We start from the raw sequence: 12,955 nt of genomic DNA on the forward strand, positions 1-12,955 counted from the left end.
ACCATCAACCTGCACTAAGGTACACATTACGCCTATACCTAAGTACAGAAAGCTATTTATCTGCCTCATCCAACTCAAATTCTAAGCATGAAAAAACCACGCGCATTTGTGCCGGGGGTTTCTGACTTAGCATTCCTCGATAATCTATTTAGAGGATCTTAGTTTATTTCAGCAAAAAACGCTCTATTTAACATAATGGTTGTTATGCGCCCCGGCAAAAACGCACTCGTTTAAAATGCCATCCTAAAGCCCTAAAAGGATATGTTTTCCGGGCTGTATTTGGCTAAAAACAGCAGTAACATTTTTATAACAAAACGCCACTATTGGCATTCAGTCAAATCAGCATGTGAAAGGCTCATTTCTGACAGTTTTACGTTTTCAGTAGCCCAGAAACACGAAAGCCCCGCATCCGAAGAAGCGAGGCTTTGAAATTGAGGTCGTAAAATTAAATCATAATTCTAGATGCTAGAAGATTAGCACAGGTTTTTGGGCACCCGCAAGAGGTTCCGGTAAAACAACGACCGGATCCATATCGAGCCGGATCCCCTGCATCACCAAGCACCCATTTAAAAACGACTCCGAAGCGTTGAGGGACGCCCTTACCTGCATCCTTGGGATATCCATTGCCTCTGCGATAAATCGCGTTGTATGACCCCCGATGAAACGTTGTCCCAGGATCAAGATATCATCCACGTCGCGAACCATGCTCATGTGCGCGACGCAGGTATCAATCGCCAGTCCGTCTTCGTCAGAGCAGCCAGGCTTGCCTACTTCAGATTTGCGTCCGGGTGTGACTGACATCGCAGGCCAGTCCACCAGTGAGCAATATTCTTCACTCGCAGCCCACCGGCCCCAGCGTTCTAAAACTTCTTGCATATCTCTGCGCATAACGCTCAACCTCAACATTTCTCAACAAAAATTTTATGAAGACATTACCGCTCGTCTTTCATTTTTAAACTCGCCAGCCGCTTAAGCCTCTGCGAATAGGCTTCCCAATTTGCTAACGAGGACGTTGGATGCTCGATATCGTTGTAAAGCCATACAGAATCCTCCCGTTGTGTGACTGGCGGCGGAGCCAACGCATCACGAGTAGCCTGAGTAAGGCTGCGCTTAAAGAAAAATGGCTCCCCCAACGGCTTATAGTCCCGGTTAAAAACTTCCCATGAGTCGTTCTCATTGCGGCGGATACCGTAGGGCATACATTGACGAAAAATTTTGGACATATTCCTTTCTCCGTTTCGATATTTGCGTTTTTCTGCACGTTAATTGCCGAGGTGACAGATGGGTGACAGATAAAACACCATCTGACACCGCCGCCATTCCTTGTCCTGTAAGGGTTTGGGCGTTTTAAGTGACAGGTGACAGTTATTTCTAGGTCTATATACGTATGCGCATGTGTAATGTACCCAGATTAAAACCTCTCGCGTATATAGAGTTAAAAACATCTGTCACCTGTCACCCTTTCGCCGTTTTTATATGTTTTTATTGATTTTTTTCAGGTGACAGATAAGGGTTTATCTGTCACCCATCTGTCACCTTTTCAAAGCTGATTTTGCAAATTTTCGCAAGTTTCAAAAATCTCGCGTAATTCTTCGTTGCTGAACACGCAATTTTTTTCAAGTAACCAGAAGCGTTGCGCGATCCCCTCAACCTTTACGCGCACAGGTTCACGTTTGGTTTTTTCTTTCAGTATCCTGGTAATGTGCTTTTGGTTAATTTCTGCGTCCAAACCCACCTCTTTGATCACCTCGTTGACAATTTGCTGGTAGGTCATAGCTGGCGCAGGGGGGTTTTCCAGCACACTAATAACCGCCGCTTCCAGGTCGCTTTTATTACTTTCGATCATTAACTGGCGTTCTTTGGTATTCGGCGCACGCTGCCAATTGAACTGCGAAATATCAACATTCATCAGGTACCAGTACACTTGCGCTATAAAGTCGTTATCGCCGAGTGCAGAGTACAGGTGGGCGTAGTGTTCTTCCCCCGCCTCGGTATCAGGGCCACCCAATACCGCAATGCGGCGGTCTTCTTCGGGAAGCACCAGGGCGTCGATATGGTTGGTATAGAACAAAAAACCGGTGAAAATATCGATGGTCATTTTCTTACCGTATTTGCTGTTGACCTCAAAGCGTGGCTCCGTCAGCACGTCGCGGATCTTGTCGTTAACCTCATACCTTTTATCGTTTTCCCGAACCTCATCGATGGTACAGAGCAAGGTGTGGTACAGATAATCGTGGAACTGGTTATCACACAGGATCTTCATGCGGGTACGTGAGCAGTTCCATTTACCCAACACGCGCTCCATCAGTTGGCTGATCCACCCCCTCCCGGTACCGTGGGCGGTAGATACATGCAGGATAGTGACAGGGCAGCGGCGTTCGGGCCGCTGTACAAACCACGCCAGCCGCGCAATAAAGAAACGTCGCTGCCAGTCGTCAGGTACGAGGTAGGCCATATGGTTAAGGAAGGTTGCTACCTTGCCCGTATCCGAGGTTTTCGCATGCTCAGGCATATAGAATTCGTTAACTTCAAAGCGGCCATCGGGCCGTTCGATAAGCCTGCCTACGCCGGGCTGATAACCGGTAGACTCAGCAACTTGTTTGGCGGGATGCTCCAGCCATTTCTTTGTTGCCGGAGTGGGATTGCCTTTCCCTATCGGCGGGAACTGATACGGAGCCATCAGGTTTTTGAACGCTTTCATCTCCATCATGCAGTTATAAGGAGGCCGGGTAAGATCACAAACGCGATCCCCCTGAATCACATAAAGAAAGCGTTTTAAAAAGTGGCTGGTCATATCAATATTGATTTCTGGAAAATCGCCACCCTCTGGTTGAGTGACATCTTCAAAATCGCTATCGCGAAAACCAATTTTATTAAGATAATCGCCGTCATTGCGGTGGGCGCAACTGGCGTGAAGGCACTTAAAATGCCCCAACTCAAAACCAGCGGTACCGCCAGGAAAGTAAACGGTAGAGGTGGGATCGGACGCACCACCGTGTCCATCTTCAAACGGGCACCGAATGTAACGTTCCCCACTGGAGCCAAAATCCAGTGTCCAGTTGTTGGCGTCGAGATAATCGGCTACATCATCGGTCGCACCCGGCGTGGCCTGGCTACGATCACGCAATCGGCCCATTCCTGCTTCGGTCGAAATGTCCACAGGCAGAACATCAGCCAGCGCTGCCCAAAAAGCTTCAAGCTGTTCCGGGGTGATAGCCAACGGTTCACCGGGTAATCCTCCGTCCCATTCAATGCGAGCGCCGCTGGGATGGGAACCCGCGATAACCGCCTGCTGGCCTTCGGCTAACAGTTCGATCAGCCCGTTGCCACCACACAGACGGTGAATACGCTTGCGGTAATCGCCAATTACGGCCAGCAAATACAGACATTTATTGCTGTTAGCCCGATACCTGCGCGGCGGCAGCTTACCGAAATGCTCGAGCAATAAAGCACGGACATCATCCTGTATCTCTGGCGATTCGCTGTCGCAGTCCAGCGCCAGCCAGCCGTTACCCATGCGGGAACAGATGCCGTAATCGCTTTCCTTACTCCAGCGCTCAATATTCGCATCGTTGATCTGGCGTTTTGTCCAGTTGGATAAACCAACCACTTGCCGGTTGCTGTTGTACTGGCTTGGGGTTTTACCCAAGGCTTTCATTTTACTATCAGGGGATAGCGGCGCTTCAGGATTGCACACCACTGGCAGCAGGTCATAACTGCGGCCCAGCACCAGATCGAAGTGGAACCACTCATCCGGCGTCGCTCCCCACGGTTTATTTTGGGGCATGGGTTACGCCTTTTGTTCTGCGGTTTGAGCTTTCACTTCTGAGAATAGATCTTCTAATGTGCGTACAACAGACAACCGGGGATCAGCATTTTTACCCGACACAATACGGCTTATAGATGCTTGGCTAATGCCTGTCCGAGCTTGGATTTCAACCTGCGTAAGCCCCGATGCAATCAAGGCTTGAACTGTTTCTTTGGGGGTAAGGGATTGCATAACGTGTACCTCGCTGTCTCTGAATTCAATATTGGATTTAATATTAATTCAGTTTTGAATTCAATGCCAGCGTACAATATTCAATATAGAATATTCAACCTTTAATATCTTCAATAAGGGTTTAGGCATGGACCACACAACTGACCGATTGATCGCCAACGTCAACCTCTTGATGCAACAGAAAGGCGTGGCCAACGTAACTGAATTAGCAAAAAACACTAGGATCCCTCAACCCACCATGCATAGGCTAGTGACCGGGGACATCAAGGATCCAAAGTATGCTTTACTAAAACGCATTGCTGATTACTTCAAAGTTACCGTTGAAGAACTGGTGGAAAATGACCTAACCAAAACCAACCCCGAATGCAATGTAAACAGCCTTCTAGAATCACTTTATTTCACACAAGTTCCAGTCGTGGGGGGAGCACAGCTTGGAAACGGAGGGCATTGGGTAAACCTTCAATACCCCGTTGGTTACGGCGATGGGTTTATCAACTGGCCGACAAGAGATCCAGAAGCCTTTGCTCTTCGCTGTTCGGGCGATTCAATGAAGCCACGCATCAAAGACGGTGAGTATGTCGTTATTGAGCCAAACCATAGTTACTTGCCAGGAGATGAGGTACTTGTCATTACCAAGGATGAGCAAGTAATGGTGAAAACCTTTCTTTACGAACGCGATGCCGAAGTCATGGTTATGTCAATAAACGAAGAACACCTTCCTATACGCTTTGCCCTCAAAGAGATCGAAAGCATTCAGTATGTCGCAGGAATAGCAAAACCATCACTCTACATAGGTGATTGATTAGCTGATAATTTCCACATACCGCCCTATGCGGCGGTAATTTTTTGCAAAAATAAATTCACTTTTGAATTGACAGGTAATTCATGTTCGATTATAAATTCATTATTGAATTTTCATTGAATTCAAAAACGATAGTCGAACGGCGCGACTTTAAACCATGCGTCGGAACCGTGGCGGGACAGGATGTCGGCAATACGGGGCAAAGTGAACTTATCAAGCGTCCTGCGGGGCGCTTCAGTAAGACCACTGAGAGGATTCAACCCAATGCAACAGCCTGAAAAAGTCAAAACCGCCCCGTTAAGTACAGCCCCCGTAAATAACACCGTTCGCCGCCTGCGTTGGTTACGTAAGCGCGACGAATTGAAGCTAAATCCGAACGCGCGTTTCCCAATAACTCTGTATATGTGAGGTACTTCATGAGCCTTGAATTAGTCATTAAAGAAAATACCGAGGTAATTCGCCAGCTAATCGCAGCAATGCACAATACCGGAATTTTTACCCCGTTGGGACCTGAAAAGAAGGATGCTATCGAAAGTCGTAAAAGTTCCTTCAATGAAGCTGCTAATACTGAATGCGAGCAAAAGTTACCGCATATCGAATCGCTGGATATTAGGCTTATCCCCGTGCTGGCGAATATGTTCGGCGATGAAGCCCGCCCCCCCACAGCAGAACAAATAGAAAAAGCGCGGGCTTATGCGAACAGCACTAAAAGCGATAAGTTTACAGATGCGCTCAATTTTGCCCTGAAAGATTGCAAAACAGTTAAATCTGCACCCCGTGCTGTAGTGTTCGATCTCTGCCTTGTCATGCTGGCGCACTGGAGCGCGATGGAGAACGTAGACGAGCGCCGGGCATTTGCGGAGTTATATATTAAAACGCCATACAACAAACGCGCCGATCTGATACCCCGAAAAGCCGAACCAGAGCCAGATCCGGAATCCGAACAAGCCCCCGAACAAGCCCCCGAACAAGCCCCCGAACCGGAGGCGGTACCAGAAGATAATCATGAGCGGGGTCAGGACACCGCGGCGACGTTTGAACAGGCCAGAGCGTTGATCATGAAGCTGACAACAGGCGGGTATCGCAATGAAGCGTTGGAAATTCTAGATAAGTTCGGCGCACAGAAACTGGGTCAGGTTCCGCGGGAAAACCTTGCAGAAGTGGCGAAGCTGGCTGAGCAAGCGCTGGCGGGGGAGTAAGCTATGCCGGACATACACGCGAAACTATCCCCCTCAGCAGCACATCGTTGGTTGAATTGTCCTGCCGCGCTTGCTATTGAACAGTTTGAGCATGACAAAACATCCGGGCACGCAGAAGAGGGAACCGCTGCGCACCAGCTCGCGGAGAATGTACTCCGTAACCGCGTGGACTATCCACCACACTACGGCGGTTGTGACATTAATACTTACGTCGGCACGTATGCGTATATCTATGATGATAAAACCCGCCGGGGGCCACAAGTGACCCAGGAAATGGCGGATAAAGTCGGCGAATATGTCGAGGCGGTGTGGGCGCTGGCGCAGCACCCCGGCGCTATGCTGATGGTAGAACACAAGTGCGACTTTTCGCATGTTGTGGGTATCCCGGATCAGTTCGGCACTGCTGATGCCGTAATCATCATTAACGACGAGTTGCAGATACATGATCTGAAGTATGGTTACGAGAAAGTAGACGCGTTCGAAAACCCGCAGCTGATGATTTACGCGCTGGGCGCACTGGAACAGTTCAGCATGATCGCCGATTTCAGCAGCATACGCATGTTTATCCACCAGCCACGGATCAATCACGTCAGCGAGTACGAAACCCCGGTAGAAAACCTTCTGGAATTCGGGCAGAACGTTAAATCTATCGCAGCGCGCGTGCTGGAACTGGCGGATAACGCCGCGATAAACGGCCCCGATATTATTCCGAAAACGGCATTCCATCCCGGAGAGAAAACCTGCCGCTGGTGCAAGCGTCGGGGTAAATGTCAGGCACAAGGGGAGTACGTTTCAGCATCGCTGATGAATGATTTCAGCGAAATATCAGATCCGCCACATCTGGAAGACGCACTGACCACCGCTCGTCAGAAGCTGGCTGGATCGGATGGTAAATGGCTGGGCGAAACGCTACCGCTGATTGACCATATAGAAAGCTGGTGTAAAAGCGTACGCTCTGCGGCATTTAATATGCTGCAAAATGGTCACCCGGTTTCCGGCTATAAACTGATTCAGGGTAAACAGGGCAACCGTGCATGGCGCGATGAAGATGAAGCCATCGCCCTGCTTAAAGACCAGTTCCGGTATAAAAAGGAAGAAGTTTATACCTTCAAAGTTATCAGCCCGGCGCAGGCGGATAAACTCATTAAAAAAACCAATCCGCGCCGCTGGGCGAAGGTAGAAGCACTTATCACGCGTCCTGAGGGTAAGCCCACTCTCGCCCCTGAGTCCGATCCAAAACCAGCGTTAAATATCGATCCTGTAAACGACTTTGAAGATATCGAAGCCGCTGAATCCCTCATCTGAATTAAAGGTAAATATCCATGAAAGTAAAATTATCAAATGTAAGATTGGCCTTCCCCGCGCTGTTTGAACCTAAAGCGGTAAATGGTGAGGGTGATCCGCGCTTCAGTGCTGCATTTATCCTCACGCCTGATCATCCGGGCCTTAAAGACATTGAAGCGGCTATAGCGCAAGTAGCTAAGGAAAAATGGGGGCCAAAAGCGGAAGGCATTCTTAAATCCTTACGTACCGGTCTCAAAATCTGCCTGCATGATGGCGATGAAAAAGCAGAGTACGAAGGCTATCCCGGTAATAAGTTTGTCTCTGCCAGTAATAAGGCGCGGCCACTGGTTATTGATCGCGATCGTTCAGCGTTGACCGCCGCCGATGGCAGGCCGTATGCCGGTTGCTATGTTAACGCCACCATTGATATATGGGCGATGGACAACAACTTTGGCAAACGTATTAACGCTTCGCTCGGCGGTGTCCAGTTCTGCCGTGATGGTGATGCATTCGCTGGCGGCGGCGTGGCAACCGAAGACGATTTCGACGATGTGAGCGAAGGTGCTGACGCCGAATCGCTGATCTAACCCATCCAACCCCCCGGCGCAACGCCGGGCTATTTCTTAGGCTCAGAAAATGGCACAAACAATACTTACACGTGTGATGAAAGACCAGATCATCGCTAACGCACTAATTAAAGCTGGTATAGCTAAACGTAAAGCCGCGCTGCGTGCGGCTCGTGTGGCATGGGCAGAACGCGTCCGGCTGGCGGCGATCGGGGGTATGGAAGCGGAAGCGCTAAAAACCGAAAAGAAAATAGAAGCGCTGGCGGCAAAATTACCTGGCGCACTGCGCGTAAACCTTTCAGCTATTCGCAAGGGCCCTTGCATTAGTCTAAATCTGGCTGGCTCCAGGGTTCACGCATACTTCAACGGTAATCACAGGATGTATGAACACGACGTGGAACACGAAAGTAAGATCACCCCAGAGGAGCATACCATTCTCGCGGATGACCCGCTGGTTACAGAGTTTTATGGCTTTGGCGCACTTTATAAGGCCATAAAAAGTGACGAGGAAGACATCACGGAAAACGTCGGCGCGGCGCTGGATAAAGTACGCACGGTTAAAAGACTTCTTGAAGAGTGGCCGGAAGCTAAAGAGCTTTTACCGGCAGACGCTCCGGCTGCTCCCCCGCTACCTGCCTTGCGCCGGGAAACGCTCAACGAAATGTTAGGGTTACCCTCCGACAAAGAAGCCACAGCTTAAGCGCCTAAAAAAACACCCGGCAGAACGCAGGGTGTTCAGAAATATTTTTAGAATTGATGGGTATGTTAAATTTTTTTTAGCTAATTCGATCGTATATTTCGGTACAGATATTTCCTCTGGACACTCCTCAAAAAAGGAACGTGATTGCTATCGCAAACCCCTCGACTTTAAGATGTGGTAGTTAATTACTATAGCTCAGTAAATAATCCGCAGTATATTATATTTTATTTTAGAGGTAATACTTCTTCACTTCATTAAGTATTTTTAAGCCATTCAAGACTCTTAATAAAAATATCATATTTTAAATTTTTACTATTTAATGCACTAAATTCCCGTGAGTCTTGCGGTAGCTTTTCGAGCTTAGCTTTTACACAATCGTTTTTAACGGAAATAATTTCATTGGCGAGATTGATATATCTGATATCTTTTCCAGCTAATTTGAATGCTGCTAAACTGCTGTTACATAATCTTGCCCGTAAATAATTTATTATCTGCATAAACTATCTCCTGCCTTAGGTTCAGAACAGGCATTTATCACCTAAAAAGAGATTATTTCCACTAAAAAACGCTCAAAAATGCCTGGCAGTACATTCAAATATCGAATTTAAGTTTTCATTAGAACACTGGGGCTACTGTAGACGAGCTCCGATGAGGTTGCCCATGTCTAAACGTCTTTATCTCGATTTAGAAACCTTCTCTGAAATACCCATCAAAAACGGGACACATGCCTACGCCGAAAACGTGGAGATCATGCTGTTTGCCTGGGCGATTGATAGTGATCCTGTACAGGTATGGGACGTTACCGCGAATACAAAAATCCCCCTGGAACTTCGGCTTGCGCTTCAAAATCCTGATGTGCTGATTTACGCCCATAACAGCCATTTCGATCGCACTGTACTGCGCCATTGCTTACCGGATCTAACCCCGGACATACCCCGTTGGCGGGATACAATGGCCAGAGCGCTGGCGCACGGCCTGCCGGGTTCGCTGGGCGATTTATGCGACATTCTTAGCGTGTCGCAGGACAAAGCCAAAGATAAGGCCGGTAAGCAACTGATCCAGTTATTTTGCAAGCCCCGCCCAAAAAACAGCGCTATCCATCGCGCCACGGCCAAAACCCATCCCGCCGAGTGGCAGCGATTCGTTGAATACGCCGGGCTGGATATCGATGCCATGCGCGAGATCGACAAAAAGCTACCCACCTGGAATTACTCAGGTCAGGAACTGGCATTGTGGCATCGTGACCAGCGCATTAACGATCGCGGTTTCTGCTGCGATGTGGAACTTGCCGAAAGCGCGGTTATCGCCGTGGAGGAAGAACAAAAACGCCTGGCAAAACGTACGCAGCAAATGACCGATGGCGAGATACAAGCGGCCACGCAACGTGACGCCCTGTTAAAACACCTCGTTGAGTCTTACGGCGTGGTTTTACCGGATATGCAAAAAAGTACGCTGGAGCGGCGCATAGCCGACCCGGATTTACCCCCGGAAGTAAAAGAATTACTTTCCCTGCGATTACAGGCCAGCGCTACCAGCACCAGTAAATACAAAGCCTTGTTAAAAAGCGTCAGCCGCGACGGGCGCCTGCGCGGAACGTTACAATTTTGCGGGGCATCGCGTACCGGGCGCTGGGCCGGGCGCTTATTTCAGCCGCAAAACCTCCCCAGACCCACGCTAAAGCAAATCGACATTGATTTTGGTATTGAAGCGTTAAAAGCCGGGTGCGCCGACCTGCTTTACGATGATGTGATGCAGTTAACCAGTTCAGCATTGCGTGGCTGCATCATGGCCCCTGCGGGTAAAAAACTGGTGGTATCTGACCTTAGCAACATTGAGGGGCGCGTACTGGCGTGGCTGGCCGGGGAGAAGTGGAAGCTACAGGCATTTCGTGATTATGACACCATCATCGGTACCGATGAAAAAGGCGAGGCGATCCGCGCTGGCCATGACCTGTATAAACTTGCCTACGCAAAATCTTTCGGCGTCCACCCGGATGAAGTGGACAAAGATCAGCGACAGGTCGGCAAAGTGCAGGAGCTGGCGTTGGGCTATGAAGGGGGCGTCGGCGCGTTTTTGACGTTCTCCCTTGTGTACAACATCGACCTCGAAGAAATGGCCTCTGCCGCTATCGACAACATCCCGCGTAACATACTGGGTGAGGCCATTCGTGCATATGAATGGGCGTTAAAACAGAAGCGAACCTACGGACTGTCAAAACGCGCTTATGTTGTCTGCGACTCTTTTAAACGGCTCTGGCGCGAAGCGCACGCGGCAACATTCAGCTTCTGGAAGGAGATCGACCGGGCCACCCGCCGTGCCATTGCCACACCCGGCATAACCACTTCCTGTCGCAAACTAAAACTTCGCCGCGACGGAAGCTGGCTCCGTATCCAACTTCCATCTGGCCGGGCGGTCTGTTACCCCGGCGCACGTATCGATGATAGCGGCAAGATCAGCTACATGGGTATCAATACTTACAGCCGGAAATGGCAACGCCTGCACACCTACGGCGGCAAACTGGCGGAAAATGTGACCCAGGCAATTGCCCGCGATGTGATGGCCACCAATATGCCTGCCGTGGAGGATAGCGGTTACGACATCATACTGACGGTACATGATGAGATCTTAACAGAAGCCCCCGACGACGCCGATTACTCTCACGAACACCTGAGCACCCTGCTCGCAACTAACCCCGCATGGGCTTCAGACCTGCCGCTATCCGCGGGGGGATTTGAAGCACTTCGCTACAAAAAAGATTGACATTTATGCAAGTTTCTACGAATACTGAAAAAGTACCAGCAAAATCTGGTGCCGGGATTGAGACCCCGAAGGAGATAGGCGGCAATAGACGCGCCAGCGTCTTTTTTATTGCCAGTGCATAGCCACACCTAAGTTATGGTGGGGCGTGCGGGGCAGCCGAAAGGCTGGCCGGTCGCCTTTTCCCGGTAGTCTCAACCCTGTACGTCCCACCACCCGATGATTGAGGCCTGAAGGTGGTGATTAACCTAATTGAAAAGGTAAATCCCATGAATACCCAATTAATTCCCGTTTTCAACGGTACCATTTCTAACGAAACCGTTCTACTCTGTAATGCCCGCGATCTGTACGCCTTCCTTAGGGTTAAACGTGACTTTTCAACGTGGATCAATGATCGAATTTCAGAGTATGGATTCACCGCAAACCTAGACTACATCGTATTTTCCCCAAATTCGGGGAAAACTGTAGGCCGCCGTCGTAAAGATTACCACCTCACGTTAGATACCGCGAAAGAACTGGCGATGGTAGAGCGCAACGACAAAGGCCGTAGGGTTCGCCGTTACTTTATCGAATGCGAGAAAAAGTTACATCAGCAGTCCCTCCCTCAGGCTCCGGCTCCGGCTCCGTCAGTACCCGATGCGTTTAATCCACGCGGACTACCGAGAGGAGTTTATCTTCAGAAGAATTGCAGTAAGAATCCCTACCGGGCTTCAATATGGCGGAGTGGACAACACTACCATGTTGGCGTTTTCTCCACGATAGAAGCGGCGGTTAATGCACAGAAAAATTTCTTCAGCAGAGAGAAAACCCAACCGATACTGTCCTCAACTGAACAGGATCTGTTCATAGGCAACCTGCACGCGATTTTGCACAATTTCAGGCACATCGATGAAGTCTGGCGATCACAACTGCGCCCGGCGCTGGAGTTGATGGACTCAAAACTGATTTACCTCCTGCACGACAAGTTTAACGACAGCATGTGCGCTCTGCCGACAATAGAATCACGTATAGGCAGATACATACCGCCAAAACTACCTTTCTGATTCAATCCCGCCCCTGTCGATGTAGGGGCTTTTTACAGGATAAAAACCATGTCATTTAAATACCATGACAGCCCCTTGTATTACCGGGTTGCGCGTGAGGCTGCGCAACTGGAACGCGACGGCGAATATGAACGTGCCGCTAAAGTGTGGGCTAAAGCTAACCGTACCTCGCGTAACCCACTGAATCAGGATTATAGCGAGAAGCGATCAGATTTCTGCCTCATGTTTATCATCCGCAACAAACGACCGGAAGCTTCCGAAAATGGCCTACATCCGTGAATCCACCATCGAAAAACATCTGGTAGCGGAAGTCAAAAAGGCTGGCGGTATTGCCTACAAATTTGTTTCGCCAGGACGCCGCGCAGTGCCGGATCGGTTGGTACTACTACCCGGAGGCCGGGCAGTCTTCGTTGAGTGTAAGCCCCCCGGCGAGAAACCACGCCCTGAACAGTTACGCGAACATGAACGGCTTCGGGCGCTGGGCTTCACCGTAGCGGTGCTGGATAGTAAAAATATTGAGGGGATATGCCGCGCTTACACGTTTACCGATAACCATGTGGGATGACAAATGATTCAAATCACTTTGAACAAAATTGAAGAAGCG

15 protein-coding genes are annotated in these 12,955 nt (G+C 49.4%); 10 read left to right on the top strand and 5 right to left on the bottom strand.

What is annotated here, in order from left to right:
• Positions 1-465: 465 nt before the first annotated feature.
• From BM191_RS16025 to BM191_RS16040, 4 genes are all read right to left on the bottom strand, one after another.
• A complete protein-coding gene (locus tag BM191_RS16025; RefSeq protein WP_092880129.1) occupies positions 466-888 on the bottom strand; it encodes an antiterminator Q family protein in 423 nt (140 codons plus the stop codon).
• Between the two features lie 44 nt (positions 889-932).
• Positions 933-1,223: a hypothetical protein gene (locus BM191_RS16030; RefSeq protein ID WP_092880132.1), complete on the bottom strand. Its 291-nt coding sequence runs from the start codon at positions 1,221-1,223 to the stop codon at positions 933-935.
• 317 nt (positions 1,224-1,540) lie between these two features.
• Positions 1,541-3,787, bottom strand: a complete 2,247-nt coding sequence (locus BM191_RS16035; RefSeq protein ID WP_092880135.1) for a DUF5906 domain-containing protein — start codon at positions 3,785-3,787, stop codon at positions 1,541-1,543.
• A 3-nt stretch (positions 3,788-3,790) separates the two neighbouring features.
• Positions 3,791-4,000, bottom strand: coding sequence for a helix-turn-helix transcriptional regulator (locus BM191_RS16040; protein WP_092880138.1), 210 nt, complete (start codon positions 3,998-4,000; stop codon positions 3,791-3,793).
• Between the two features lie 127 nt (positions 4,001-4,127).
• Here BM191_RS16040 and BM191_RS16045 point away from each other — a divergent pair, with 127 nt between their 5' ends.
• The 6 genes from BM191_RS16045 to BM191_RS16070 all read left to right on the top strand — a co-directional run bounded on the left by BM191_RS16045 (position 4,128) and on the right by BM191_RS16070 (position 8,551).
• Entirely contained in the window at positions 4,128-4,802 is a 675-nt protein-coding gene (locus BM191_RS16045) for a S24 family peptidase (protein WP_092880141.1), read from the top strand.
• Between the two features lie 83 nt (positions 4,803-4,885).
• Positions 4,886-5,080 (top strand): hypothetical protein, encoded by a 195-nt coding sequence (locus BM191_RS16050; RefSeq protein WP_092880144.1) that lies wholly within the window; start codon positions 4,886-4,888, stop codon positions 5,078-5,080.
• A 138-nt stretch (positions 5,081-5,218) separates the two neighbouring features.
• A complete protein-coding gene (locus BM191_RS16055; RefSeq protein ID WP_092880147.1) occupies positions 5,219-6,001 on the top strand; it encodes a hypothetical protein in 783 nt (260 codons plus the stop codon).
• A 3-nt stretch (positions 6,002-6,004) separates the two neighbouring features.
• Positions 6,005-7,306, top strand: a complete 1,302-nt coding sequence (locus tag BM191_RS16060; RefSeq protein WP_092880150.1) for a DUF2800 domain-containing protein — start codon at positions 6,005-6,007, stop codon at positions 7,304-7,306.
• 17 nt (positions 7,307-7,323) lie between these two features.
• Positions 7,324-7,872 carry a DUF2815 family protein gene (locus tag BM191_RS16065; RefSeq protein ID WP_092880153.1) on the top strand — a complete coding sequence of 183 codons (549 nt, stop codon included), beginning with the start codon at positions 7,324-7,326 and terminating at the stop codon, positions 7,870-7,872.
• Positions 7,873-7,921: 49 nt separating this feature from the next.
• A complete protein-coding gene (locus tag BM191_RS16070) occupies positions 7,922-8,551 on the top strand; it encodes an Nmad5 family putative nucleotide modification protein (protein ID WP_092880156.1) in 630 nt (209 codons plus the stop codon).
• Between the two features lie 254 nt (positions 8,552-8,805).
• Here BM191_RS16070 and BM191_RS16075 read toward each other — a convergent pair whose 3' ends face one another.
• A complete protein-coding gene (locus tag BM191_RS16075) occupies positions 8,806-9,048 on the bottom strand; it encodes a hypothetical protein (RefSeq protein ID WP_092880159.1) in 243 nt (80 codons plus the stop codon).
• A 163-nt stretch (positions 9,049-9,211) separates the two neighbouring features.
• Here BM191_RS16075 and BM191_RS16080 point away from each other — a divergent pair, with 163 nt between their 5' ends.
• The 4 genes from BM191_RS16080 (at position 9,212) to BM191_RS16095 (ending at position 12,916) form a co-directional block, all read left to right on the top strand.
• Positions 9,212-11,311, top strand: coding sequence for a DNA polymerase (locus BM191_RS16080; RefSeq protein ID WP_092880162.1), 2,100 nt, complete (start codon positions 9,212-9,214; stop codon positions 11,309-11,311).
• Between the two features lie 266 nt (positions 11,312-11,577).
• Complete coding sequence (locus BM191_RS16085; RefSeq protein WP_092880165.1) at positions 11,578-12,351, top strand: antA/AntB antirepressor family protein; 774 nt, start codon at positions 11,578-11,580, stop codon at positions 12,349-12,351.
• 48 nt (positions 12,352-12,399) lie between these two features.
• Positions 12,400-12,630, top strand: a complete 231-nt coding sequence (locus BM191_RS16090) for an ANR family transcriptional regulator (RefSeq protein ID WP_092880168.1) — start codon at positions 12,400-12,402, stop codon at positions 12,628-12,630.
• Positions 12,614-12,916, top strand: a complete 303-nt coding sequence (locus BM191_RS16095; protein ID WP_092880171.1) for a PDDEXK family nuclease — start codon at positions 12,614-12,616, stop codon at positions 12,914-12,916. Before BM191_RS16090 ends, BM191_RS16095 begins: the two co-directional genes overlap by 17 nt.
• Positions 12,917-12,955: the final 39 nt, after the last annotated feature.

The organism is Izhakiella capsodis, from assembly GCF_900115045.1.
In the GTDB taxonomy this organism is placed as follows: domain Bacteria; phylum Pseudomonadota; class Gammaproteobacteria; order Enterobacterales; family Enterobacteriaceae; genus Izhakiella; species Izhakiella capsodis.